The organism is Bradyrhizobium sp. T-12 (assembly GCF_058314695.1).
In genome coordinates this window covers 5,746,889-5,770,449 of record NZ_CM177756.1, presented here as the reverse complement: position 1 = coordinate 5,770,449, position 23,561 = coordinate 5,746,889, and the positions used below count along the sequence as shown (strand labels likewise).

Annotated in this window: 23 protein-coding genes; 10 read left to right on the top strand and 13 right to left on the bottom strand. The window is 66.1% G+C overall.

What is annotated here, in order from left to right:
- Window positions 1-35 precede the first annotated feature (35 nt).
- Complete coding sequence (locus AC0WRY_RS27540; protein WP_491121763.1) at window positions 36-980, top strand: LysM peptidoglycan-binding domain-containing protein; 945 nt, start codon at window positions 36-38, stop codon at window positions 978-980.
- A 27-nt stretch (window positions 981-1,007) separates the two neighbouring features.
- Here AC0WRY_RS27540 and AC0WRY_RS27535 read toward each other — a convergent pair whose 3' ends face one another.
- Window positions 1,008-2,081 carry a tartrate dehydrogenase gene (locus tag AC0WRY_RS27535; protein WP_194403902.1) on the bottom strand — a complete coding sequence of 358 codons (1,074 nt, stop codon included), beginning with the start codon at window positions 2,079-2,081 and terminating at the stop codon, window positions 1,008-1,010.
- Between the two features lie 153 nt (window positions 2,082-2,234).
- Here AC0WRY_RS27535 and AC0WRY_RS27530 point away from each other — a divergent pair, with 153 nt between their 5' ends.
- Entirely contained in the window at window positions 2,235-3,152 is a 918-nt protein-coding gene (locus tag AC0WRY_RS27530; protein WP_491121761.1) for a LysR substrate-binding domain-containing protein, read from the top strand.
- A 38-nt stretch (window positions 3,153-3,190) separates the two neighbouring features.
- Window positions 3,191-4,015 (top strand): aspartate dehydrogenase, encoded by an 825-nt coding sequence (locus AC0WRY_RS27525; protein ID WP_491121759.1) that lies wholly within the window; start codon window positions 3,191-3,193, stop codon window positions 4,013-4,015.
- 4 nt (window positions 4,016-4,019) lie between these two features.
- Here AC0WRY_RS27525 and AC0WRY_RS27520 read toward each other — a convergent pair whose 3' ends face one another.
- The 9 genes from AC0WRY_RS27520 to AC0WRY_RS27480 form a co-directional block, all read right to left on the bottom strand.
- On the bottom strand, window positions 4,020-5,324 hold the full coding sequence (locus AC0WRY_RS27520) for a PQQ-dependent sugar dehydrogenase (protein ID WP_491121757.1): 1,305 nt from the start codon (window positions 5,322-5,324) through the stop codon (window positions 4,020-4,022).
- A gap of 142 nt (window positions 5,325-5,466) precedes the next feature.
- On the bottom strand, window positions 5,467-5,676 hold the full coding sequence (locus AC0WRY_RS27515; RefSeq protein WP_194403898.1) for a hypothetical protein: 210 nt from the start codon (window positions 5,674-5,676) through the stop codon (window positions 5,467-5,469).
- Between the two features lie 156 nt (window positions 5,677-5,832).
- Window positions 5,833-6,459: a methyltransferase family protein gene (locus AC0WRY_RS27510; RefSeq protein WP_018319663.1), complete on the bottom strand. Its 627-nt coding sequence runs from the start codon at window positions 6,457-6,459 to the stop codon at window positions 5,833-5,835.
- A 27-nt stretch (window positions 6,460-6,486) separates the two neighbouring features.
- On the bottom strand, window positions 6,487-7,518 hold the full coding sequence (locus tag AC0WRY_RS27505) for an NAD-dependent epimerase/dehydratase family protein (protein WP_491121754.1): 1,032 nt from the start codon (window positions 7,516-7,518) through the stop codon (window positions 6,487-6,489).
- A 28-nt stretch (window positions 7,519-7,546) separates the two neighbouring features.
- Window positions 7,547-8,065 (bottom strand): Mpo1 family 2-hydroxy fatty acid dioxygenase, encoded by a 519-nt coding sequence (locus AC0WRY_RS27500; RefSeq protein WP_491121753.1) that lies wholly within the window; start codon window positions 8,063-8,065, stop codon window positions 7,547-7,549.
- A gap of 170 nt (window positions 8,066-8,235) precedes the next feature.
- On the bottom strand, window positions 8,236-8,907 hold the full coding sequence (locus tag AC0WRY_RS27495) for an OmpA family protein (protein WP_491121751.1): 672 nt from the start codon (window positions 8,905-8,907) through the stop codon (window positions 8,236-8,238).
- Entirely contained in the window at window positions 8,907-9,323 is a 417-nt protein-coding gene (locus AC0WRY_RS27490; RefSeq protein ID WP_194403894.1) for a hypothetical protein, read from the bottom strand. Before AC0WRY_RS27490 ends, AC0WRY_RS27495 begins: the two co-directional genes overlap by 1 nt.
- A gap of 88 nt (window positions 9,324-9,411) precedes the next feature.
- Entirely contained in the window at window positions 9,412-9,696 is a 285-nt protein-coding gene (locus tag AC0WRY_RS27485; protein ID WP_194403893.1) for a type II toxin-antitoxin system HicB family antitoxin, read from the bottom strand.
- A 10-nt stretch (window positions 9,697-9,706) separates the two neighbouring features.
- Complete coding sequence (locus AC0WRY_RS27480) at window positions 9,707-12,301, bottom strand: ATP-dependent helicase (protein WP_491121748.1); 2,595 nt, start codon at window positions 12,299-12,301, stop codon at window positions 9,707-9,709.
- A 235-nt stretch (window positions 12,302-12,536) separates the two neighbouring features.
- On the opposite strand from AC0WRY_RS27480, the gene AC0WRY_RS27475 reads away from it, so the two are divergent.
- On the top strand, window positions 12,537-12,710 hold the full coding sequence (locus AC0WRY_RS27475) for a DUF1328 domain-containing protein (RefSeq protein WP_028138034.1): 174 nt from the start codon (window positions 12,537-12,539) through the stop codon (window positions 12,708-12,710).
- A 3-nt stretch (window positions 12,711-12,713) separates the two neighbouring features.
- Here AC0WRY_RS27475 and AC0WRY_RS27470 read toward each other — a convergent pair whose 3' ends face one another.
- A complete protein-coding gene (locus AC0WRY_RS27470) occupies window positions 12,714-13,220 on the bottom strand; it encodes a thioesterase family protein (protein WP_194403891.1) in 507 nt (168 codons plus the stop codon).
- 85 nt (window positions 13,221-13,305) lie between these two features.
- Between AC0WRY_RS27470 and AC0WRY_RS27465 the strand changes: the two genes are divergently transcribed.
- The 3 genes from AC0WRY_RS27465 to AC0WRY_RS27455 all read left to right on the top strand — a co-directional run bounded on the left by AC0WRY_RS27465 (window position 13,306) and on the right by AC0WRY_RS27455 (window position 16,527).
- The gene (locus tag AC0WRY_RS27465) at window positions 13,306-14,730 is read left to right on the top strand and encodes an FAD-binding oxidoreductase (RefSeq protein WP_194403890.1); all 1,425 of its coding nucleotides are present in this window, start codon (window positions 13,306-13,308) and stop codon (window positions 14,728-14,730) included.
- A gap of 83 nt (window positions 14,731-14,813) precedes the next feature.
- Window positions 14,814-16,124: a Spy/CpxP family protein refolding chaperone gene (locus AC0WRY_RS27460; protein ID WP_491121745.1), complete on the top strand. Its 1,311-nt coding sequence runs from the start codon at window positions 14,814-14,816 to the stop codon at window positions 16,122-16,124.
- Window positions 16,125-16,158: 34 nt separating this feature from the next.
- Window positions 16,159-16,527: a hypothetical protein gene (locus AC0WRY_RS27455; RefSeq protein WP_491121743.1), complete on the top strand. Its 369-nt coding sequence runs from the start codon at window positions 16,159-16,161 to the stop codon at window positions 16,525-16,527.
- Between the two features lie 58 nt (window positions 16,528-16,585).
- Here AC0WRY_RS27455 and AC0WRY_RS27450 read toward each other — a convergent pair whose 3' ends face one another.
- Entirely contained in the window at window positions 16,586-18,058 is a 1,473-nt protein-coding gene (locus AC0WRY_RS27450) for a caspase family protein (RefSeq protein ID WP_491121741.1), read from the bottom strand.
- Between the two features lie 424 nt (window positions 18,059-18,482).
- On the opposite strand from AC0WRY_RS27450, the gene AC0WRY_RS27445 reads away from it, so the two are divergent.
- The 3 genes from AC0WRY_RS27445 to AC0WRY_RS27435 are packed head-to-tail and all read left to right on the top strand — an operon-like array spanning window position 18,483 to window position 22,363.
- Window positions 18,483-19,514, top strand: coding sequence for a TRAP transporter substrate-binding protein (locus tag AC0WRY_RS27445; RefSeq protein ID WP_491121739.1), 1,032 nt, complete (start codon window positions 18,483-18,485; stop codon window positions 19,512-19,514).
- Window positions 19,515-19,519: 5 nt separating this feature from the next.
- Window positions 19,520-21,373, top strand: coding sequence for a TRAP transporter large permease (locus AC0WRY_RS27440; RefSeq protein ID WP_194408427.1), 1,854 nt, complete (start codon window positions 19,520-19,522; stop codon window positions 21,371-21,373).
- 12 nt (window positions 21,374-21,385) lie between these two features.
- Complete coding sequence (locus AC0WRY_RS27435) at window positions 21,386-22,363, top strand: hydroxyacid dehydrogenase (protein WP_491121737.1); 978 nt, start codon at window positions 21,386-21,388, stop codon at window positions 22,361-22,363.
- A gap of 7 nt (window positions 22,364-22,370) precedes the next feature.
- On the opposite strand, the gene AC0WRY_RS27430 is transcribed toward AC0WRY_RS27435, so the two are convergent.
- A complete protein-coding gene (locus AC0WRY_RS27430; RefSeq protein WP_491121735.1) occupies window positions 22,371-23,537 on the bottom strand; it encodes an ABC transporter substrate-binding protein in 1,167 nt (388 codons plus the stop codon).
- Between the last annotated feature and the right edge of the window lie 24 nt (window positions 23,538-23,561).

The following is a 23,561-nucleotide window of genomic DNA, read 5'->3' as shown; positions in this document are numbered from 1 at the left end:
AGGCCTCTGCCTTCCGTGGTGGGACTGCTGGACTGATGATTGATCTGAGGCGCCTTGTCGTGCTGGCAGCCATTGCGCTGCTCGCCCTGGATCCCGGCGTAGCAGCCGCTTCACCCGCTAAGTCGAAGCCCGCGGCGGCCGCCGTCCCTGCCGCGCCGCCGCCCCCGCCGTTCGAGCCGCTGCCGCCGCCGAAGATCTACCTGTTCCGCGGTGCCATGGGGCCTATCTTCTCGACCGGTATGGATCGGCTCGAGGAGAAGCTGACGAAGGCCGGCTTCTCGGCCAATGTCTATGAGTTCACCCTGTGCCGGTTCATCGGCAATCGTGTCATCGCCAGCTACAAGGAAAGCCCGGCGCCGATCGTGCTGATCGGCCATTCCATGGGCGGGCTGTGCTCGGTCGTCATCTCAGAGATGGCGGCCAAGGAGAACATCCCGATCAGCCTCGTCATCGCCATCGATCCCGCGCATGCGACCGGCGACGTGCCGCTCAATGTCGAGCGCTTCATCAACATCTTCCTGTCCGACAGCGTGCTCGGCGGCGGTGACGTCGTCGCGGTCTCCGGCTTTCGCGGCCATTACGCGAGCTACGATCTCAAGGAGAATAGCCGCGTCTCGCACATCAACATCGAGAAGTCCGACGACATCCATCGCCAGATCGTCGAGATGGTGAAGCAGTTGCCGCGCATTCCGCCGCAGACCCAGGCCGATGCCGTGCCGCTGCGTTATCTCGTGCCTGCGGATACGCTGGTTGAATTGTGGGACTCCGGCGTGCGGGTGCCGGTGCGCAAGGGCGATACCATGGAGAGCATCGCCGCCGCGAATCGCGTGCCACTGTGGACGCTGGCGCAGAGCAACTCGCTGGCGGAGAATGCGCCGCTCACCCCAGGGCAAACCATCATCGTCCCGCGCCACCTGACACCGCCCGAGCCCACCGCCGCGATGGCGACGCCGCCGCCGGCTCCGACGAAGCGGAAGTAGGGCGTCTTCGCCTCTCCAAGCTGGACTCTACACGTTCGACCCGTGGATCGCGTCGATCACGGCGTCCGTCACTTCTTTCGTCGTCGCCTTGCCGCCGACATCGGGCGTCAGCACGCCGGCGGCGCAGACACGCTCGACGGCGGCCATCAGCCGTAACGCCGCATCCTTCTCGCCGAGATGCTCCAGCATCTGCGCGCCGGTCCAGAAGGTTGCGACCGGATTGGCGATGCCCTTGCCGGTGATATCGAAGGCCGAGCCGTGGATCGGCTCGAACATCGAGGGGAAGCGGCGCTGCGGATCGATATTGCCGGTCGGCGCCACGCCGAGGCTTCCCGCCAACGCGCCGGCGAGATCGGAGAGGATGTCGGCGTGCAGATTGGTCGCGACGATGGTGTCGAGGCTCTTCGGATGCAGCGTCATGCGCACCGTCATGGCATCGACCAGCATCTTGTCCCAGGTCACGTCGGGGAATTCGGTCGCGACCTCGGCGGCAATCTCGTCCCACATCACCATGCCGTGGCGCTGGGCGTTGGACTTGGTCACCACGGTCAGGAATTTACGCGGGCGCGACTGCGCGAGCTGGAACGCATAGCGCATGATGCGGGTGACGCCGACGCGGGTGAACACCGCGACTTCGGTGCCGACCTCTTCCGGCAGGCCCTTGTGCGCGCGGCCGCCCATGCCGGCATATTCGCCTTCCGAGTTCTCGCGCACGATCACCCAGTCGAGATCGCCGACGCCGACATTGCGCAGCGGCGAGGCGACGCCGGGCAGGATCTTTGTCGGCCGCACATTGGCGTATTGGTCAAAGCCCTGGCAGATCGGCAGGCGCAGGCCCCACAGCGTGATGTGATCGGGCACGTCGGGGGCACCGACTGCGCCGAAATAGATCGCGTCGAACTTCTTGAGCTCAGCGAGACCGTCGGCCGGCATCATCACGCCGTGCTTCTTGTAATAGTCCGAGCCCCAGTCGAACGTCTTGACGTCGAAGGCGAGATCGCCGCTGCGCTGTGCCAGCGCCTCCAGCACGCGAATGCCGGCCGAGATCACCTCGGGGCCGATGCCGTCGGCGGGAATGGCCGCGATCGAATGGGTGCGCATGGGAGGCTCCGTTTGGGATGTCAGTGGTGCCGCGCCGGATCCGGCGGGCTGCGTCGGCGCCGAATCTAGACGGTGGCCCAAACCGTCTCAAGCGACGCTGGTTTATACAAAAAAATGATATAATCATCGCCGTCTGAGGTGAGAGGGCCGGGAATGGAATTGCATCAGCGTCGGTGCTTCGTGGCGGCAGCCGAGCAGCTGCATTTCGGCCGCGCTGCGCAGCAGCTCCACATGCTGCCCTCGGCGCTGGGCCGGCAGATCAGGTTGCTGGAGGAGGATCTCGGCACGCGGCTGTTTGCGCGGACCACGCGCGCGGTGTCGCTCACCGAGGACGGCACGACGCTGCTGCGCGATGCCCGTGCCATCCTCGCCAAGGTCGAGGCCGTCGAGAACAGCCTTCGCAATCGCTCGCGTGCGGGAGCCGCGCGGCGGCTGCGGATCGGTGCCATCGACAGTGCGGCGGCCGGGCTGCTGCCGCCGCTCTTGCGCGACTTTCGCGCGAGCCATCCTGACATCGCGGTGCAGCTTCTCGAGGACAAGACGGTCCGGCTGCTGCCGAAGGTGCTGACCGGCGCGCTCGATCTTGCCTTCGTCCGCCCGCCGGGCCGCGCGGACAAGCGGCTCGAATTCCGCAATCTGCTCCAGGAGACCGCGATCGTGGCGTTCCCGCAGCGGCATGCACTGGCGAGGCGCAAGTCGATCACGCTGGCCGACATCGCCGACGAGGCGATGCTGGTGCCGGATCGCCGCTCGCGGCCGCACAGCCACGATCTCACGATCAAGCTGTTCGAGCAGGCCGGGCTGACACCGCGCATCGTGCAGGTCGCCGACGAGAAGCAGACCATCATCCATCTGGTGGCCACCAGGCTCGGCGTCGCGATCGTGCCGCGCTGGACCACGCGGATGGCGGTGTCGGGCGTGCGCTTCGTGCCGCTCCGGCTGAGGCAGAGCGGTCCGGTCGGCCGGCTGCCGCTTGCCGCCGCCTGGCTGCGCGGCACGCGCGATCCGGCTCGCGATGCCATGCTGGCGGTGCTGGAGGCGCGCCTGCGCAGCTATGCGCGGGAGGCGTGAGGGGCTATGACGTAGGCTAGGGTGAGAAGGTGGATGCGATGAGCGAACAAAAGACGCCGGGTGAATTGCGCGTTGCCATTGCCGGGCTGGGCTCGATCGGCAGCAAGATCGCGACCGCGCTCGATCAGGGCATCGAGGGGCTGGCCCTGTCCGCCGTCGCGGTGCGCGATCCCGCAAAGCATCAGGCATTCCTCGATAGCCTGCGCCGCCCGCCGCGAATCCTGCCGCTCGAGCAGCTCGGCGAGGCCGCCGACATCGTGGTCGAATGCGCGCCGAGCCATCATCTGCGCTCCATCGTCGAGCCCGCGGTGAGGCGCGGCAAGGCCGCGGTCGTGGTCAGCGTCGGCGGCCTGCTCGATAATTTCGATCTCGTCGATCTCGCCCGCGCCAATGGCGGCCGCATCATCGTGCCGACAGGCGCACTGATCGGGCTCGACGCCGTCAACGCCGCCGCCATCGGCACCATTCATTCCGTGAAGATGGTGACGCGCAAGCCGATCGACGGGCTGAAGGGGGCGCCGTTCATCGTGCAGAACAACATCGATATCGACAATCTGCGCGAGCCGCTGAAATTGTTCGAGGGCAGCGCGCGCGAAGCCGCAAAAGGCTTTCCGGCGAACGTCAATGTCGCCGTTGCGCTGTCGCTGGCGGGCATCGGGCCTGATCGCACTCAGATCCAGGTCTGGGCCGACCCGACCGTGACTCGCAACGTTCATCGCATCGAGGTCGACGCGGATTCGGCTAGGTTCTCGATGGGCATCGAGAACATCCCGTCGGAGAATCCCAAGACCGGGTTGATCACCGCACTGTCCGTGATCGCGCTGCTCAAGAAGCAGCGCGCCACCCTGTGCGTGGGGACGTGAGGCTCTACGCTCCCGTGACGCGCCAGATCACGTTGCCGACGTCGTCGGCCATCAGCAGCGATTTCTTGTCGGGGCCGATCGTCACGCCCACCGGGCGGCCGTAGGATTCCTTCTCGTCGGGGGACAGGAAGCCCGACAGGATGTCGCGACCCGGACCGGACGGCTTGCCGTTCTCGAACGGGATGAACACCAGCTTGTAGCCGGACAGCTTGCTGCGATTCCACGAGCCGTGCTGGCCGATCACCATGCCGTCGCCGAAGCCGGGCAGGGTGCCCGCGGGCATCCAGCACAGGCCGAGCGAAGCGGTGTGGCCGCCGAGCGCGTAGTCCGGCTGCAGCGCCTTGGCGACCATCGCCGGATCCTGCGGCACGCGGTCGTCAACCGTCTTGCCCCAATAGCAATAGGGCCAGCCGTAGAAGCCGCCGTCACGCACCGAGGTGAGATAATCGGGCGGCGTCTCGTCGCCGAGCCCGTCGCGCTCGTTGACGACGGTCCAGAGCACGTTCGTTTTCGGCTCCCAGGCCAGGCCTACGGGATTGCGCAAGCCGGCGCCGAAAATGCGATGCGTGCCAGCGACGAGGTCGAGCTCGTACACCGCGGCACGGCCTTCCTCGACCTCCATGCCCATCTCGGCGATGTTGCTGAGCGAGCCGACGCCGGCATAGAGCTTCTTGCCGTCTGGGCTTGCGAGCAGGCTGCGCGTCCAGTGGCCGCCTGGCTTGAAAGTCGTGAGGCGCTTGCCCGGCGCGGTGATGCGGTCGGCCCCCGCGACATAGGGAAACGCCATCACGCCGTCGGTGTTGCCGACATAGAAGGTGTCGCCGACCAGCGCCATGCCGAAGGGCTGATTGAGGTTCTCCATGAAGGCGCCGCGAACTTCGGCGACGCCGTCGCCGTCTCTGTCGCGCAGCAGCGTGATGCGGTTGGCGGACACGCCGAGCGCGGCGGCGCGGCGCATCGTCGCCTGCATCGCATAGTGAAACACGCTCCTCGGCGCGCCCGCGATCTGCGTCGCCTCCGCGATCAGCACGTCGCCATTCGGCAGTACCTCGATCCAGCGCGGATGGTCGAGGCCGGTGGCGAACGCGTTGACCTCAAGGCCCGGCGCGACCGTCGGTTTCTGGCCCTCGCTCCAGCCGCGCGCGGTCGGCATCTTCAAGGTCGGGATCGCGCCTTGCGGCTTCGCTTCGGGAATGGCGGGGCTCTGGCCCCAGGCCGGCGCTGGCTCGGTGCCCGTCATCTTGCGCCATTGCAGCGCGATGCCGCCGAGGATCGCGACGAACTGCGCGAAGATGCTGGAGAAGGTCATGAGGTGCCCCTGTTTGCGCGCGCATCCAACTGGCTGACGGGGCCGGCGTCAACCTATGCGGCATGCCGCTGGGGCCTATTCCCTGGGAATGGCAGCCGATCGAATTTGCATGGGACGAGCGCCGACGGGTGGTGCCCGGAGATCAACGGCCGATCTGCCGCTCGAGCTGCCGTGCCGCGCGAAAATCGTCGAGGTGATGGACGTTGGGTGCGAGCGCGGCTTCCCTGGATAGCAGATGATAGACCCGCGCGACCGTACGCTGCTTCTGCTTGGTACGCCCAGGCGGCAGCGCCCGCGCCTTGCGCAAGGCGGCGATCGCGTGCTCGCGGAAATAATCGTAGGCGTCCGACATGGCTTGGGCTCGGCTCGATGCTCTGCGTGGTGCAGATGTCGCGGAGCTAACGGGCAAGGGGAGGAGCAGTTCCTTGGTGCGTAAAAGCGTGCGCTCGTGCCCCGGACGCAGCGCAGCGCGTCCGGGACACGAGAGTGAGGGCCAGTTGCTACGCCCTTAACGCGGCGACAGGAACGGAATGATCATCGGCACGCGGCGGCAATAGGCGCCGTAGGCGTCTTCGCCGAGCTCCTTGGAGAGGAACACCTCTTCCATCCGGCCCTTCTGCCACATGCCGAGCGAGATCAGGATCGCGCCAAGGATCGTCGTTACGAGGCCGATTGCGATGCCGGTGACGAGCATGCCGAAGATCAAGCCGGTGTAGATCGGGTGACGCACGATGCCGTAGGGGCCGGTGTCGATCACGCGGTGATCTTCCTTGTGGGTGATGGTGTTCGACCAGAATTTTCCGAGATGCAGCCGGCCCCACCAGGCGAAGGCGATGCCGGCCGCGGAGAGGACCGCAGCGATGTAGATGCCGGTATTGCCGAGCACCCAAAGCGGCTTCCAGCCCAGGAGCTGTGCAACCCATGGCGTGTACAGGATGCCGCCGACCAGGATCGGCAGGCGATAGCGCTGCGACTCAAGCGTCATGACCTGCTTCTTGGTCCGCCCCTGCCAGAACGAGGCACCAACCCAGCTGGCGAGAAAGGCGAGCCAGACCAGGGCCAGGAGTTCGGTCGGCCAGGCCGTGGTCCAGCCACCCCAGGCGACGGAGAGAAGCTTGCTGAAATCGAAGGACATGAAGGTTCTTTGCGTTGGGCGGCGGCTTCAGCCAGCGCGCGAGGAGAGCGCGCGATGCTCGATGGCGCCGGTGGGCTGCTGGCCGTTGCGGGCAAGCAGATGGGTGATGGTTTCGCGCAGCACCGGCTCGATCGGACGCGGCGAATAGCCGAGCTCGTTACGGGCTTTGCCGATCGAAAGATCGCTCGCGGCGAGCGCGATGCGCACGCCCTCAGCGGTGCCGTTGGGTGGCCGGCGCGTGAATTGATCGGAGATGTATTCCAGCATGATCGCGGAGAGCTCGGCGATCTTGCCGGGGACGACGACCGGAAACTGCCGGCGGCCGCTCATCGCCGACATCATCCGCAGGATGCGTCCGAGCGGGACGCAGTCCCCGCCGAGAATGTAGCGCTGGCCGAGGCGGCCGCGCTCCATGGTCAGCACCAGGCCCATGGCAACGTCGCGAACGTCGACGAGGTTGACCAGGAAGTTGAGATGCGGCTGCACCTTCTTCTGCAGGAAGTACCAGAGCATCGCGGTCGGCGGCGTAAGATTGTGGTCGGCGGCACCGATCGGCATGGTCGGCGTGCCGATCACGAGCGGAAAGCCATCGGCCGCGGCCTTTGCGGCGCAGTGCTCGGCGAGCGACTTCGAGCGTGTATAGGCGCCCGGCATGGCATCGGCTGGCTGCAACGCTTCTTCCGCGGGGACGCCGTTCAGGTCGGAATAGGGGAATAGGATCGATTCGGTCGAACAGTGCAGGAAGCGCGACACGCCGCGCTTCATCGCGGCCGCAAGCACGATCTCGGTGCCGCGGCAATTGACCTCGTGAAAGTCCTGCTTGTTGGCGACCCACATGCCGGGCAGACCGGCAAGGTGATAGACCTGATCGACCCCGGCGATCGCAGCATCGACCGCGGCGCCGTCAAGCACCGAACCCTGCACGTGTTCGACGTCAGTGTTCCCCGCGGCCGGCGCGCGGACATCGAGCACGCGCACCCGCTGCCCACAGGCGCGGAGCGCTTCGACGAGATGATGTCCGATGAAGCCACTGCCACCGGTAACCAGGACGAGAGCCATGCAGAAGGTTGCTATTTCGCTTCTAGAACTATCGGGTTGAAAGAGAATTCGCCGGAAGAGGCGCCAGAATCGCGGCAAGGTCGCGACGGAAGCCCAATGCAATGAATAATTTTGCCATGACGAACATCGGTCCAAGCAAAAGATGCGAAGGAAAAGTGAACAGCGAGGCTTCGCGGCCCTCAAAAACCTTGTGACCGATGGTCTGCGCGGCGAGGCCGAGCGCCACCAGCGCGGCGAAAATCGCCCACATCGTCGCAGTGCTGACCTGCGCCGCAATCGTCGTCGCCACCGAAAACAGCACGATGGAAACAGCCAGAATGCCGATCCCGAGCGCCACATCCAGCAGCAGCCAATAGATCAGCACCGGCAAGGCCAGGATCACCGCCAGGCTGACATCGAAACCGAACAGCGGAAGCCGGACCAGCGTCAGCGGCATCACCGCGCCGGTGAACAACAGAAGAATACCGATCACATGCATCGCCGTATTCCGGGGATCGCGATGGTACTCGACGTAAACGGCAAGTTGGCGCTGAAAAATGCCACCCATTTTGGTCTCATGCAGCACGGGATCGGGAAGGGCGAACAGTGGCTATAGCACTGGACAGGGCGGTGCACAAACCGGCGCTTTTGTCGCGCAAAGCCGTATGGGTGCGCCCCGGACAGGTTACAAAACGATCAGGACTTCAAAGGGTTCCACCGGGTGCGAAGCGCGTGTGCTCAGCGCTTCTTGGCGGGCTTTTTCGCCGCAGGCGCGGGCGCTGCGGCCGGACGCGCAGGCGCCTCCTCGGGCACCTTGGCATAGGTCAGGATTTGCAACTGGCCGTTGACGGCCGACGTCGGCTTGGCGCGGTCGAGAAACTGCTCCTCGCCGAGGCCGATCGGATGCAGCCGCTTGGTCGAGATCTTGAAGGTGTTCACCAGCACGTCGCGGATCGCGTCCGCGCGGCGCTGGCTCAGGATCGCATTGGCCTCGCGCGTCTTCGAATTGGATTCGACGTGGCCGACGATCAGGAACGTGTAAGGCAGCAGCGAGGAATGAACCAGCGCGTCCGCGATGCGGCCGACGGTCTGGTAGGATGCCGGCTGGATGATCGGCGTGTCGGCATCGAACTGGATCTGCGCGTTGAAGGCGGGCAGCTTTGCGAGATCAGGCGCGATCGGCGGCCGGTTCACCGGACCGGGATCATTCTTGATCCTGGCCTTGGCGCGCTCCATCACCTGCGTCTTCAGCGCGGGGAGATCGACCTCGCCGGGCTCTTCGAGATGGTTGAGCTTGCCGACGATGTCGTCGCGGGTCGGCGCCGCCGTCTGCGCGACGGCTGTGCCCGCGAGCCAAGCGAGGCCAAACGCGAGGGCCGGTCCGGCAATGTAGAGCCTCGTCGCGCGCATCAGCGATACCCCGCGTCGTCGACGGCCTTCAGGCAGTTGTTGCTGATGCCCTTGGGGGTCGAAACCAGGCAGGGGATCGACTTGCTGGTCTCCTTGGTCGAGCCGCCGCAGACCTTGACGATCTCGCGCTGGCAGGCATTCGCCACGGTGACGCGCGCGGCAACGCGCTTCTGGATGGCGTCGAAGGCGCCGAGATAGTCGCTCTGGCACTGCGGGGACAGCACGTCGCGGTTGCGCGACAGGCACTCCTTCAGGCGGGTCGAGTCCGGGTTGACACCACGGCAATTGGCGACGATTTCCGCGCCGCAGCTCGCCGCCAGCTTTCCGATCGAATCGCCAAAGCTCATGGTCTCCGCCGCGCTGAGCGACGGCATCCCCAATGTCAGCAAGATCAGTGTGATGGAGCCCCGGACCATGGCTTTATCTGATACGGGGAAGTTCGCGATGGTCAAGACCTGTTCGGAGGAGAACCGTCGAAGCCCAGGGGAGTGCGGCGAACAGTCCTCACTCGGCGGTGTCGAGGGGTGGCCATTCGATCAGGACGACGGTGTGGTTTCCCAGGTCGTCGGCGAACTCCGGATCGGCCCTGAGCTCGTCCAGCGTCCGCGGCGGAGGAAGCCGGCGGCCGTCGGCGCCAAGCTCCTGTGCATAGAATGCGAGGGCCTCTGGAGCATTCTCCAGGGCCTCGTCGACGTCGTCGCCGCCGGAAATGCAGCCGGGCAGGTCCGGAAACCACAAGCTGACGGCTTCGGGATCGGTGTCCTCAATGACAGCAACGTATTGGGCCATATCGCAGGCCTCACGCCCGCTGCACAAAACTGTCCACGACCTTCTTCTCGCCGGCCTTGTCGAAGGCGATGGTGAGCTTGTTGCCGTCGATCTTGGTGACGCGACCGTAGCCGAATTTCTGGTGGAAGACGCGGTCTGCCAGCGAGAATTCGGACGTCGTGCCGGTTGATTTGGCGACCAGCTCGCCCTCGATCGTCAGGGGAGCGCGACGGCGGGAGGAGAAGCTGCCGAAATCCGGTCCGGATGACGAGGAGGAGAACGTCGCGGCTTCTTCCTCGAAGCCGCCGCCATTGCGTCCGCCGCCGCGGTTGCGGTTGGCCTGGGCGCGCTGCCAGCCCGGCGTCGAATAGGTCGAGCCGAACGCCTCCATGTCGTCGAAGCGCGAGGCGCCGTAGCCGCCGGTGCCGCCCCAGGCCGAACCGCCTTTGGACTCCGTGATCTCGACATTGGCCGCCGGCAATTCGTCGAGGAAGCGCGAGGGGATCGTGGTCGACCAGGTGCCATGGATGCGCCGGTTGGTCGCGAAATAGATCATGGCGCGGCGGCGGGCGCGGGTCAGGCCGACATGGCCGAGCCGGCGCTCCTCTTCGAGGCCCGCGCGGCCCTGTTCGTCCAGCGTGCGCTGGCTCGGGAACAGGCCTTCCTCCCAGCCGGGCAGGAACACGTTGTCGAATTCGAGCCCTTTGGCCGAATGCAGCGTCATCAGCGACACCGCGTCCTCGTCGGCACCGCTGTCGCGGTCCATCACCAGCGAGATGTGCTCCAGGAACCCTTGCAGGTTCTCGAACTCTTCCATCGAGCGCACGAGTTCTTTCAAATTCTCCAGCCGGCCCGCGGCGTCGGCCGAACGGTCCTTCTGCCACATCTCGGTGTAGCCGCTCTCGTCGAGCACGATCTGGGCGAGATCGGTGTGGGCGGTGACCTCGCGCTGGGCGCGCCAGCGGTCGAACTGCGCGACGACGTCGCGAAGCGAGCCGCGCGCCTTGGGCTTCAGCTCGTCGGTCTCGACCACCGCGCGGGCCGCCTCGAACAGGGGAATGCGGCGCTTGCGGGCGTGGTCGTGCAGCATCTGCACGGTGGCATCGCCGAGGCCGCGCTTCGGGACGTTGACGATACGCTCGAAGGCGAGGTCGTCGGCCGGGGAGTTGATGACGCGCAAATAGGCCAGCGCGTCGCGGATTTCGGCGCGCTCGTAGAAGCGCGGGCCGCCGATGACGCGATAGGGCAGGCCGAGCGTGACGAAGCGGTCTTCGAACTCGCGCATCTGGTAGGACGCGCGCACCAGGATCGCGATCTCGTTGAGCTTCTCGCCCTTGCGCTGGATCTGCTCGATCTCCTCGCCGATGCCGCGGGCTTCCTCTTCGGAATCCCACGAGCCTGTGACCGTGACCTTCTCGCCGTCCTGGTCCTCGGTGCGCAGCGTCTTGCCGAGCCGGCCTTCGTTGTGCGCGATCAGATGCGAGGCGGCGGCGAGGATGTGCCCGGTCGAGCGGTAGTTGCGCTCCAGGCGAATGACCTTTGCGCCCGGGAAATCGTGGTCGAAGCGCAGGATGTTGTCCACCTCGGCGCCGCGCCAGCCATAGATCGACTGGTCGTCGTCGCCGACGCAGCAGATGTTCTTGACGTGAGGCTTCTGCTCTCTTTCCCCGTCCTGCACGGGGAGAGGGGTTGTCTTCACGGGTTCAGCTTGCGGAGAGTCCTCCTCACCCGCATCGCTCAGGCGCGCAATTGCGCTGCCGGGCGATGCGACCTCTCCCCGCGCGCGGGGAGAGGTGAACGACGAATCCGACGGCGCCTGCGACAGCAGCCGCAGCCACAGATATTGTGCGACGTTCGTATCCTGGTACTCGTCGACCAGAATGAATTTGAAGCGCTGCTGGTACTGCCGCAAAATATCCGGGTGCTCGCGGAAGATGCGGATATTCTCCAGCAGGAGATCGCCGAAATCGGCCGCGTTCAGGATCTTCAGCCGCTCCTGATAGCTCGCATAGAGCTTGCCGCCCTTGCCGTTGGCGAACATGGCGGCTTCGCCCGAGGGCACCTGCGAGGGCATCAGGCCGCGGTTCTTCCAGCCGTCGATCAGGCCGGCCAGCATGCGCGCCGGCCAGCGCTTGTCGTCGATGCTCTCGGCTTGAAGCAGTTGCTTCAAGAGCCGGACCTGATCGTCGACGTCGAGCACGGTGAAGTTCGACTTGAGCTGCGCCAGCTCGGCATGGACGCGCAGGATGCGGCCGCCGATGGAGTGGAAGGTGCCGAGCCACGGCATGCCCTCCACCGCATGGCCGAGCATCTGGCCGAGCCGGTGCTTCATCTCGCGCGCGGCCTTGTTGGTGAAGGTCACCGACAGGATCTCGGCGGGGCGGGCGCGGCCCTGGCTCAGGATATGGGCGATACGCGTCGTCAGCACGCGGGTCTTGCCGGTGCCGGCGCCGGCCAGCACCAGGACCGGGCCGTCCAGCGTCTCCACCGCTTCGCGCTGCTCCGGATTGAGCCCGGACAGGTATTTCGGGCCCACCGAGGCGCGCGCACGCGCGGCGATGCCGCCGGCTGCGGGCTGGTGGTCGGGTACGCCAGTGATCTTGCTCGGCTCGGTCATGCGAATCATTTGGCCCCACGATGACACCGCGGGGTGACGGGAGGGAGCCTTCTAACAGGGATGGTGGCTATATGGGGCGGCGAAAACAGGTTTTCCACGTGCGCGGCAGGTCAATTTGTTCCTTCGCGAGCCGCGAATTTCGCTGTTGCAGGACCCGGAACCATCGTTCCCGCCTCGAGATTGTCTGGGCAAGTGGCGCGGCGAGCCGCGTCGACGCAGACAACATCAAGACGAGGGTTTGACCATGCTAGGCTGGGTTGTGACGTTTCTGGTTATCGCACTGATCGCCGGCATCCTGGGCTTCGGCGGCGTCGCCGGCGCTTCGATCGAGATCGCCAAGATCATCTTCTTCATCGCGGTCGTTCTGTTCCTGGTCTCGGCCGTGGTCGGCCTGGCCCGCGGCCGCAACAGGGTATAGCGCTTAGCGCTTCGAGGGCATCGCCACGTTCCGGCCGATGCCCTCGGGGCGCGGGACCGCGCTGTGGGCCTTCGTGACCGCAGCGATGCGCTCGCTGATATCGGGCGGAAACGGCGCAACGCGCCGCGCATTCATGTCCATGTGCAGCGACATGTTCTCGGACGTCGCCGACAGCCAGCCCTCGGTCGCGTGCCGCATCTCCTCGAATGTATGCAGCCGCTTGTCGTCAGCCTCCAGCAACCACACCAGGATCTGCACGGGATCGCCGAGGTGGATTTCGCGCAGATAGCGCACATGGCATTCGGCCGTGAAGGTCGAGCCGCCGCGCTCCTTCATATAGGTGGGCCCGATCCCGAGCTCGCTCCAGAGCTGGTCGATCGCGCGGTCGAACATCACGTTGTAATAGGCCATGTTGAGATGGCCGTTGTAGTCGATCCATTGCGGCTCGATCTGCATGATCGCGGCGCGGAACGGCTCTGCTTTGGGCGTCGAGGCGGCAGTCTCCGGCATGTTTCCTTCCCAAGCTATGCGTCCGGTCGCTTGACTTGACCGGCTTTATGTCCTTTGCCACGGTTCTTCTGTCGGGAGGAATTCCGTGGGTACGACCATCACCAATAATCCGCCGCGGCCGGAGCCGAAAGCCCTCGCGAGCGCGCTGGAGCAACTCGCCGCACGCTTTGGCAACCGCCTCATCACCTCGCAGGCCGTGCGCGAGCAGCACGGCCATACCACCACCTGGATCCCCAACCAGCCGCCGGATGGCGTGGTGATGGCGCAGGAGACCGCCGACATCCAGGACGTGGTGCGGATCTGCGCCAAGAACGGCGTCCCGGTCATTCCCTTCGGCACCGGCACCTCGCTGGAGGGCCAGGTCAACGCGCCCGCCGGCGGTATCTCGATCGACCTGCGCGACATGAACAAGGTGCTCGCGGTGCATGCCGAGGACCTCGACTGCGTGATCCAGCCCGGCGTGACCCGCAAGGCGCTCAACGAGCACCTGCGCGACCAGGGCCTGTTCTTCCCGATCGATCCCGGCGCGGATGCCTCGCTCGGCGGCATGGCCTCGACCCGCGCCTCCGGCACCAATGCGGTGCGCTACGGCACCATGCGCGACAGCGTGCTGGCGTTGAAGGTGGTACGCGGCGACGGCGAGATCATCACCACGGGCACGCGCGCCAAGAAGTCATCGGCGGGCTACGACCTCACCCATCTGTTCGTCGGTGCGGAAGGCACGCTCGGCATCATCTCGGAATTGACCATCCGCCTGCGCGGCATTCCCGAGACGATCGCGGCCGGCGCGGTGTCGTTCGAGACTGTGCACGGGGCCTGTCAGGCCGTCATCCTGGCGATCCAGACCGGCATTCCCGTGGCGCGTATCGAGCTGCTCAACGCCGCGCAGGTGCAAGCCTGCAACGCCTATTCGAAGCTGACGCTGCCGGAGACGCCGCTGCTTCTGATGGAATTCCACGGTAGCGAGATCGAGGTCGCCGAACAGTCCAAGGCCTTCGGCGAGATCGCGAAAGATTGCGGCGGCGGCGATTTCTCCTGGACCACCAAGCCGGAGGACCGCACCAAACTGTGGCAGGCGCGGCACGACGCCTATTGGTCCGTGAAGGCGCTGCGGCCCGGCGACAGCATCGGCGTGGTCGCGACCGACGTCTGCGTGCCGATCTCTCGCCTTGCCGAGTGCGTCAGCGAGACCGAGGAGGATCTCAAGCGGCTCAACCTGCTGTCGCCGATCGTCGGCCATGTCGGCGATGGCAATTTCCATTGCTCCCTGGTCTGCGACACCAACGACGCCGCCGAGATGGCGCGCGGCGAAGAGTTCATGCATCGCCTGGTCGAGCGCGCGCAGGCCATGGACGGCACCTGCACCGGCGAGCACGGCATCGGCCAGGGCAAGCAGAAATATCTGAAGGCGGAGCTCGGCCCCGAGGCACTGGATGCGATGCGGGCCCTGAAGAAGGCCCTCGATCCGCTCAACATCTTCAATCCCGGCAAGATTGTGCCCGAGGCGTAGACCGGGAACTTTCGGCAATCCTGCCGGTTCCAATTCCCGCCAAGTTCCGGTGCCTCAATGGCGCGGCTCTGCGGGAGGATGCGATGGTGCGACCGGTCATTGGAATTGCCGCAATGGCGTTTGCCTGCATGCTGGCGGGCGCGGCCCTGGCGAAGGGCGGACATGGCGGGGGTCATGGCGGGGGTCATGGCGGCGGCCACGGAGGCGGACACGGCGGTGGCCATCACGGCGCCGGACATTTCCGCGGTCATGGCGGCGGGCATGTGCATGGCGGCGGACATCATCGCGGCATGCGGTTCACCACGGGTGCCCGGCGCGGCGGGCCCAATTTTGGTCAGATCCGCAACGCGGCGATCCGTCCCGCGAGCTTCCGCAATGCCCTCAACTCCAGCGCATTCCGCAACGGCCGGCTGATCAGCAATCCGGCGGCGCGTGCGCAGCTCGCCGCCGCGGCCGCACTCGCCGGCTGGAGCGGCGCGAGCAGCGGCTGGTGGCAACATGCGGGTGGCGGCTATGGCTGGGTTGGTCCGCTGTTCTGGCCGTTCGCCTATAACGACCTCTACGACTACACGATCTGGGGCGACGGGCTCGGCTTCTGGGGTTATGGCTACCCGGACATCTATGCCGGAATATTCGGCCCCTACGGTTTTGATCGCCTGTCGGCCTATCTGCCGCAGCAACCGCAGGGACGACGGCGGGCGCGCAGCGCACCGCTCGATCAGCTCTGCGGCAGTGACCACCGCGCCATCGCCGGGCTGCCCATCGATCAGATCGCATCCGCGGTGCAGCCGACGGATGCGCAGGGCTCAGCTCTCGATGCGCTCGGCAACGCCTCGGTCGACGCGGCAGCACTGATCCGCACATCCTGTCCGACGCAGGCCGCAGCGACGGCCCCCGGCCGGCTCGCGGCCATGCAGCAACGCATCGAGGCGATGCAGAAGGCCGTCGATCTGGTCCAGCCCGCCCTCGACCAGTTCTATGGTTCGCTCAACGACGAACAGAAGGCGCGCTTCAATGCCCTCGCTGACGATCAGCGGCGCGCCAGCGCATCGAACAATGCGGGCGGATCGCCGGTGCAGACTTGCAGCGTGCCCGCCGCGTTCGATTGGCCCGGCGCCACGATCGAGGAAAGACTTCGTCCGAGCGACACCCAGCGCGCGGCGCTTCAGGTGCTGCAGGACACCAGCGTCAAGGCCAGCGCATCGCTGAAAGCGACCTGCGAGCCCAATGAGGTCATGACACCGCCGGCCCGCATGGCCACGATCCGCAAGCGGCTGGATGCGATGCTGGACGGCATCAAGTCGGTGCGCGCGGCGCTCGATGATTTCTACGCCACGCTCAACGACGAGCAGAAGGCGCAGTTCGAGGCGATCGGGCCGCGCCGCATGTCCTGAAAGGTGCAAGCAACGACGACCATTGGTGGGGGCAATGAAGTGGTTCGCAAGGCGGCAGCCGGCCGACATCTGGGATGAGCCGATCCCGGGGCCGCTCGGCGATATCGACGCGGCGGAGCGAATCCGCAACATCTGCGATGCCGCGAGAGCGGGCGCGGAGGCCGTCGGAGGCTCCGCGCAGACTGCCACGCGCGAACGTGAGCGCTATGAGCGTGCGGCCCGCGTCGCGATGGAAATCGCGATGAAGATTGCAGACGATCTGATGCGCGACGATGCGGTCCGCCGCATCGTCGACCTCTGCATGAAGGCCAATGATCTCAAGACGGCCCAGATCCTGTTTCGCGCGATCCAGGCCGGATGGATCCGGGAGGGCATCCAGCGCGATTATCCGGCGCTGACGTAATAAATCCGGCTCGCGCGCGATTGGGCGCGAGCCGGGGCGATGTCGAAGCTGGACCGTCTCAGTATCTGCGGTAGTCGCCGCGGTAATGGTCGCCGCCGCCGCCGCGACCGCCCATTCCGATGCCGATGCCTATCCCGACGCCGATGCCCTGCATCACGGCGCCGGGCGGCGGTCCGGGAGGCGGCGCGCGCTCGTAGACCACTTCGTCGGGCGGCGGCCGGCGCTTCGGCGGCGTCTCGACCACCTTGCGCTTGGGCGGAGTGACGTCGACGCGCTTCTTGATGATGGGCGCGACGCTCGGATTGGCGGGCGTTGCCGGCGGTGTCGGCGCCGAGCACGGGCAGGTCGGAGCCATTGCGACGGCGACCGGGGTCGCCGCGGCGGCGACGGGCACGCCGTAATTGCGGTTCTGCACGCGCAGCAGCAGCCGGCGCGCGGTCGCGGCGAGGTCGCTGTTGTCCCAATTGGCCAGATAAGCCTCGAACGAAGCGCGGGTGTTGATCGCGGTCGCGCGCTCCCAGGCCAGCATCTGGCGCCGCCGTTCCAGCACGGTGCGCACGCGCGGCGTGCGGGTATCCTGCGCGTACAGCTCGATATAGGCCTGATACGCCGGCACCGTGTCGTCGGTGATGACGAGTTCATAGGCGACCATGGCAGGCTTGCCCTGCAATTCCTTGCGCCAGTCCTCGAGGCTACGCGTGCCACTGGCAAGCGCCATCGAATTTGCGCCCGGAAGGGACGGTTGACCGCTGCTCTCGCCGAAGAACTTGAAGTCGGTGGTCAGCGAGGAGCTTTCCCAGGGAATCTGCCGGCCGTCGGTCGATTGTGCGACGGCGACACGGATGCGCTTGAACACTTCCTCGATCGGCAGGTTGGGCTGCTTGGCGATGGTCAGCGCCGCCGTGGTGTAGGGGCTGTCGATGCCACTGCCGTCCTCGGCCTCCGCGCCGGGCGAGGTCGAATAGGAAATGAACGAGCCGGGCGCGCCGGCCTTGGTGTCGACGATCGCAAGGCCGTGGCCGGCGCCGCTCAGCGCCGGGAACGGATTGTTGCGGCAGGCATCGAGCATGAAGATGCGTGCCCGCGTCGGCAGGGCGCCGAGCGTGTTGAGCAGGTCGTTGAGGCGGACGCCCTGGAGCGGGATGTCGGCCTCGCGCTTGGGATCGAGATCGACAGGAACGAGATAGTTCTCGCCGTCGATCTGCAGACCGTGGCCGGCATAGAACACCAGCGCGACGGTGTCGGCGCCGCTGGCGCTGACCTTGCCGGCGAAATCCGAGATCGCGGCGCGCATCTCGTTCTGCGCCAGATTGGCCGCGGTGGTGACGGTGAAGCCGGCATTGCCGAGCAGTTCTGTCATGCCCTTGGCGTCGTTGGCGGCGTTGGGCAGCTCGGGCACGGTGCGATAGGCGGATTGGCCGATCACCAGCGCGAGCCGCGCTTCGGCCGCGGCCTCCGTCGGAATCATCAACTGAGCGAGCGCAAGAAGGCCGGATGCAAGAAGCAAATTGGAAAAGACTGGACGGCGCATGGTGTCACCTCCATCGGCAATGCGCGCGATGATGTCACTTTTTCTAAGGTGCCGCCATGCGTCCGTCTGTGCACTGGATCACGTTCGGCGTGCGGCAAAATGGGGCAGGGCGCCTGCCGGGCCGGAGGGCATCGTTCTCGGCCCATCCATGTCAGTTGCGCATTGATCCATGCTCCAATTGGATCGATGCCGGCCCGGCGCGACCGCGCCCGCTGCGCGGATGTGGCTGCAGGCCGATCCACGTCGCGAATCCCGGGGAATTGTGGTCGCTCAGCCGCGCTGGTCGCCTGCCGTACGCGCTCCCTGCCGCTCTGCGCTTGCCGGCCGCCCGCTTGCCTGTGCCGTCGCTTTGGCCATAGAGTTCACGCAACAGGCCGCCAGCGACGACTGCGGCGAACAAAAACAATGTGGGAGAAGCCGCACCATGACCATCGTGCCCGTGAACCGTCGCGCGTTCATCAAGTCATCGGCGGCGGTCACCGCCGGCCTCGTGCTCTCTCCCGCCATCATCGGCCGCGCCGAAGCTGCGACGCTGAAGCTGAAATGCTCCTCCTCGCTGCCGAACGATCCCAAATTCGCCAACGGCCGGGTCTACTACGACAATCTCGTCAAGAACCTGAAAGGGAATGGCCTCGGCGAGCAGGTCGAGGTCGCCTTTTTCCCCGACAACCAGCTCGGCCAGGAGATCGACGTCATCAATTCGGTGAAGCTCGGTGTCATCGACCTCATGGTGTCGGGCTCGTCGATCTCGGCCAATCTGGTGCCGCTGGTCGGCACGTACGATCTCGGTTTCCTGTTCTCGAGCTTCCCGCAGCAGACCAAGGCGTTCGACGCCGGCGCGGCCAAGCCGATCGAGGACGCGCTGCTCAAGGGCGGCAACATCCGCATCATCGCCTGGGCCTATAATTTCGGCTCGCGCAGCGTGCTGGCGAAGAAGCCGGTGAAGACGCCGGAGGACCTCGCCGGCCTCAAGATCAGGACGCTGCCCAACCCCGTCATCACCGAATGCCTGCGCCTGATGGGCGCCGCTGCGACGCCCCTGGCGTTCGGCGAAATCTACACGGCCCTGCAGGCCGGCGTGCTTGACGGTCTGGAGCACGATCCGCCGACGATCCTGGCCAGCAAATTCTTCGAAACGTCGAAATTCTACGCGCTGACCCAGCATAATTTCTCGCCGCTTGCGATCTATTTCAGCGACATGACCTATAACCGCATGGACCCGAAGCTGCGCGAAGGCTTCCTCGATGCTGCGAAGAAGGCCGCGGCCGACACCCGGGCCCATGGGCTCGCCGTCGAGAAGGAGGCGCTTGCGGCCCTGACCGAGAAGGGCGTGACGGTGGCCGAATGCGACCGCGAGGCGTTCAAGAAGCGCGTCGCGCCGCAGACCGAGAACTTCATGAAGGCGCGGCCGGAGTCCAAGGCCGTCATCGACATCATCCGCGCGACGCAAGCCTGATGACGATGACAGCCGCCGTGTCCGTTTCGGGCGGCCGCCGCGGCAGCATCGCCCTGCTGCTCCGCGTCAGCGATGCGATCGCGGCGATCCTGCTCGCCGCCGATCTCGTGGTGGTCTGCGTCTCCGTCCTGCTGCGGTTCTTCTTCAACGCGCCGGTTGAATGGTCCGACGATGTTGCGCGCGGGCTGATGGTCGGCTCGGCCTTTTTCGGCGCGGCGAGCGCGCTCGCGCGCGGCGAGAATGTCGGTGTTTCCTTCTTCCGCGACCTCTTGCCGGTGCGGCTGCGCGCGCTGGTCGATGCCGCCAGCGCGCTGTTGATCGTGCTGATTTCCGGCTACGTCGCCTACAACGCGATCAAGCTGGGTTCGCTGACCGCAGGCCAGACCACCGGCTCAGGCCTGCCGCTGGAATTGACCTTCTATCCCATGGGGGTCGGCGCGCTGTTCATGACGGTGTTCGCGATCGACCATCTCTGCGCAAGGCCGCTGCCAGAGATCGTCAGGGGGCTCATCGCGATCATCGTCGTCACCGGCCTTTATCTGGTCTGGGACTATCTGTCGCCGTCCTCGGTGCCGTCGGCAGGCACCTTGATGCTGATCGGCTTCTTCGCAACCCTGTTCGGCGGCCTGCCGATCGGTTTTGCGCTGGCGCTCGCCGCGCTGATCTTCATCTGGGTCGAAGGCGCGTTGCCCGGCGTGATCTTCGCCCAGCAGATGGCGCGCGGCATCGACAATTTCGTGCTGCTGGCGATCCCCTTCTTCATCCTCGTCGGCTATCTCATGGAAGCCAACGGCATGTCGGTGCGGCTGATCGAGCTGTTGCAGCGCGCGGTCGGGCGCATGCGCGGCGGCCTCAACGTCGTCATGGTCGCTTCCATGGTGCTATTCTCGGGCATCTCGGGCTCGAAGATGGCCGATGTCGCAGCGGTCGGCTCCGTGCTGATCCCGGCCGCGCGTCGTTCCAGGCAAAATCCGGGCGGCGCGGTGGCGCTGCTCGCGGCCTCCGCCGTGATGGCGGAGACCATTCCACCCTGCATCAATCTGATCATTCTGGGCTTCGTGGCCAATCTGTCGATCGGTGGCCTGTTCGTCGCCGGCCTGCTGCCGTCGGCGCTGATGGCTTCTGTGCTGATTGCGGTCTCCATCATCTTCGGCAAGCGGCCGGAGCGGATCGAGGAGGTCGAGCCGCAGATGCCGGTGTCGGGGCTGTGGAGCGGTGCGATCGCCTCGTTCGGCCTGATCTTCATGATCTTCTTCGGCTTCAAGAGCGGCTTTGCCACCGCGACCGAAATCTCGGCCTTCGCGGTGGCTTATGCGCTGGTCGTCGGCAGCGTGGTGTTCCGGGAGCTCAGCTTCAAATCGGCCGCGCACAGCTTCGTGCAGGCCGCGACGCGCGCGGGTCTCGTCCTGTTCATCGTCGCCGCCGCGCAATCGCTGGCGTTCACGCTGACCCTGCAGCAGGTGCCGCATGCGGTCGGCGATTTCATGCTCGGGCTCTCCAAGACCTCGGGCGTCTGGCTGTTCATCCTGCTGGCGATCGCCGTGCTGATCGTGATGGGCTCGGTGCTGGAGGGCGCAGCCGCGCTGATCATCTTCGGGCCGCTGCTGTTGCCGGTCGCGGTGCAGCTCGGCGTCGACCCCCTGCATTTCGGCGTCGTGCTGGTCATCGCCATGGGCATCGGCCTGTTCGCGCCGCCGCTCGGGCTCGGCCTTTACGGCGCCTGCCTGATCGGCAACGTGCCGATCGAGCAGACGGTGAAGCCGATCATGGGCTATCTCGGCCTGTTGTTCCTCTGCCTGCTCGTCATCGCCTTCGTGCCGTGGCTGAGCACCGCGCTGCCGCGGGCGTTCGGTTACTGAAGGAGAGATGTCGTGAAGGTCCTGCTCGCGCACACGCCGGAGATGCGGCGCAACTATTACGGCGACCGTAGCCTCAACGGGCTGCGGGCGGCTGCCGAGGTTATCCTGCACGAGAGCGACGAAATCCTGGACGCCGCCGGCCTCGTGCGTGCCGCGAAGGACGCCGACATCATCGTCGCCGACCGCATGACGGAAGGGCGCGGCGAAATCTTTGCGCAATTGCCGCGTCTGCGGGCCTTCGTCCGCTGCGCCGTCGATATCCGCAACGTCGATGTGGAGGCGGCCTCGGCGGCCGGCGTGCTCGTCACCCGCGCTGGCCCCGGCTTCGTGCAGGCGGTCGCCGAGCTCGCGCTCGGCTTCATGGTCGATCTCTCCCGCGGCGTCTCGCGGACGACGGCGGACTACCAGGCCGGCCGCAAGCCGGAGGCGCGGATGGGCCGCCAGCTCGCCGGCAGCAGGCTCGGCATCATCGGCTATGGCAGCATCGGGCGATACCTTGCCGAAGTGGCAAAGGTACTGCGCATGGAGGTGCTGGTCTGCGATCCGTTCGCTGACGTCAGCGATGCCGCGATCCGGCAACTCGGCCTCGACGAGCTGCTCGCCGCGTCGGACTATGTCGTCTGCCTCGCGATCGCCAACGAGCAGACCGAAAATCTGATCGGCGAAGCGGCGCTGGCGCGCATGCAGAGGCATGCCGTCTTCATCAACCTCTCGCGCGGGAATCTCGCCGACGAGCCGGCGCTGGCGCGGGCGTTGCGCGAGGGCCGCATCGCCGGCGCCGCGCTGGACGTCGGCCGCGCGCCGGACCAGATGCCGACGCCGGAGCTGGCGAGATTGCCGAACGTCATCGCGACGCCCCATGTCGGCGGGCTGACGCCGCAGGCGATCGAATATCAGTCGCTGGAAACCGTGCGGCAGGTGGAAGCGATTGTGAAGGGCGAAGTGCCGCCGGGCGCGGTGAACGCCGACCGCTGGACGCGGCGGCCGTGAAGCGGCCCTACAGCCGGTCCACAGCCTTGAACGTCCCGTCCTTCTGGATCACCGTCAGAAACACCTTCGGCGGTGTGTCGAATGTGCGCACGCCGACGGTGACGGTGCTGCCGCTGATGTCGAAACAGCCGACATTGTTGATGGCGCGGAGCAGGCTCGCGCGGGTCGGTTTCGGCCCGGCGATTTCCAGCGCCGCGGCCGCGAGGCGGCCGGAGAGATAGCCTTCCAGCGACACGAAGTCCGGCGTCAGCGTCGGATCGAACGCCTTCTGCGCCGCCTGGTAGTCGGCGACGAGCTCGAGCGAGCGGTCCCACGGAAACGGCACGACCTGCGAGACGATGACGCCTTCGCCCTCGGGGCCAAGCTCCCTGGCAAGCGCGGTGGCGCCGACGAAGGAGATGTTGACGAAGGTCGGATAGAAACCGCTGCGGTGTGCGAGCTTGATGAACTCCGCGCAGGGCCCATAGGTCCCGACCATCACGATGGCCTCGGGCTCGGCACGCTTGATCGTTCGCCAGGCGGCCGTCACCGCCCGGGTGTTGCGCTCGAAGGTGCCTTCGGCGGCAAGCTCGAGGCCGCGCTTGGCGAGTGCGCGCTTCACACCGCTCAGCCCGTCGCGGCCGAAGGAATCGTCCTGGTAGAAGATGCCGATGCGGGTGAAGTGGCGATCCTCGGTGAGGTGCTTGACCCAGGCTTCGGCTTCCGCACCATAGCTCGCGCGGATGTTGACGACATTCGTGAGCTCGAGGTCGCGCAGGAATTCGGCGCCGCTGAACGGGCCGATGAAGGGAACGTTCCTGGCGCTGGTGATCGGAATTGTCGCCATCGCGGTCGGCGTGCCCACCGCGCCGATCAGCGCGAACACCTTGTCGTCCTCGATCAGGTGCAACGTCTCGGCCACAGAACGATCGGGGTCGTAGCCGTCGTCGCGGCTGACGAGCTGGAGCTTGCGGCCGTGCACGCCGCCTTTGGCGTTGATCTCGGTGAAGGCTGCGACGATGCCTTGCCGCATGCGCTGTCCAAGCGCGGAGGAGGGGCCTTCCAGCGCGGCGGCCTGGCCGAACAGGATCGCATCCTCGCTGACGCCGGTCTCATCGCCTCTGGCGGCGAGCGCGGTCGCTGACAGGAGCAGGAAGGTCAGGACAACGGATCTCGTTGATCGAAATCGATACATCGGAAGGTCTTGCCGGATGCTGGA

Bases quoted from the DNA above. Each gene is read 5' to 3' on its own strand.
- AC0WRY_RS27540 (WP_491121763.1), top strand. From the start codon at position 36: ATGATTGATCTGAGGCGCCTTGTCGTGCTGGCAGCCATTGCGCTGCTC.
- AC0WRY_RS27535 (WP_194403902.1), bottom strand. From the start codon at position 2,081: ATGCGCACCCATTCGATCGCGGCCATTCCCGCCGACGGCATCGGCCCC.
- AC0WRY_RS27530 (WP_491121761.1), top strand. From the start codon at position 2,235: ATGGAATTGCATCAGCGTCGGTGCTTCGTGGCGGCAGCCGAGCAGCTG.
- AC0WRY_RS27525 (WP_491121759.1), top strand. From the start codon at position 3,191: ATGAGCGAACAAAAGACGCCGGGTGAATTGCGCGTTGCCATTGCCGGG.
- AC0WRY_RS27520 (WP_491121757.1), bottom strand. From the start codon at position 5,324: ATGACCTTCTCCAGCATCTTCGCGCAGTTCGTCGCGATCCTCGGCGGC.
- AC0WRY_RS27515 (WP_194403898.1), bottom strand. From the start codon at position 5,676: ATGTCGGACGCCTACGATTATTTCCGCGAGCACGCGATCGCCGCCTTG.
- AC0WRY_RS27510 (WP_018319663.1), bottom strand. From the start codon at position 6,459: ATGTCCTTCGATTTCAGCAAGCTTCTCTCCGTCGCCTGGGGTGGCTGG.
- AC0WRY_RS27505 (WP_491121754.1), bottom strand. From the start codon at position 7,518: ATGGCTCTCGTCCTGGTTACCGGTGGCAGTGGCTTCATCGGACATCAT.
- AC0WRY_RS27500 (WP_491121753.1), bottom strand. From the start codon at position 8,065: ATGGGTGGCATTTTTCAGCGCCAACTTGCCGTTTACGTCGAGTACCAT.
- AC0WRY_RS27495 (WP_491121751.1), bottom strand. From the start codon at position 8,907: ATGCGCGCGACGAGGCTCTACATTGCCGGACCGGCCCTCGCGTTTGGC.
- AC0WRY_RS27490 (WP_194403894.1), bottom strand. From the start codon at position 9,323: ATGGTCCGGGGCTCCATCACACTGATCTTGCTGACATTGGGGATGCCG.
- AC0WRY_RS27485 (WP_194403893.1), bottom strand. From the start codon at position 9,696: ATGGCCCAATACGTTGCTGTCATTGAGGACACCGATCCCGAAGCCGTC.
- AC0WRY_RS27480 (WP_491121748.1), bottom strand. From the start codon at position 12,301: ATGATTCGCATGACCGAGCCGAGCAAGATCACTGGCGTACCCGACCAC.
- AC0WRY_RS27475 (WP_028138034.1), top strand. From the start codon at position 12,537: ATGCTAGGCTGGGTTGTGACGTTTCTGGTTATCGCACTGATCGCCGGC.
- AC0WRY_RS27470 (WP_194403891.1), bottom strand. From the start codon at position 13,220: ATGCCGGAGACTGCCGCCTCGACGCCCAAAGCAGAGCCGTTCCGCGCC.
- AC0WRY_RS27460 (WP_491121745.1), top strand. From the start codon at position 14,814: ATGGTGCGACCGGTCATTGGAATTGCCGCAATGGCGTTTGCCTGCATG.
- AC0WRY_RS27455 (WP_491121743.1), top strand. From the start codon at position 16,159: ATGAAGTGGTTCGCAAGGCGGCAGCCGGCCGACATCTGGGATGAGCCG.
- AC0WRY_RS27450 (WP_491121741.1), bottom strand. From the start codon at position 18,058: ATGCGCCGTCCAGTCTTTTCCAATTTGCTTCTTGCATCCGGCCTTCTT.
- AC0WRY_RS27445 (WP_491121739.1), top strand. From the start codon at position 18,483: ATGACCATCGTGCCCGTGAACCGTCGCGCGTTCATCAAGTCATCGGCG.
- AC0WRY_RS27440 (WP_194408427.1), top strand. From the start codon at position 19,520: ATGACAGCCGCCGTGTCCGTTTCGGGCGGCCGCCGCGGCAGCATCGCC.
- AC0WRY_RS27430 (WP_491121735.1), bottom strand. From the start codon at position 23,537: ATGTATCGATTTCGATCAACGAGATCCGTTGTCCTGACCTTCCTGCTC.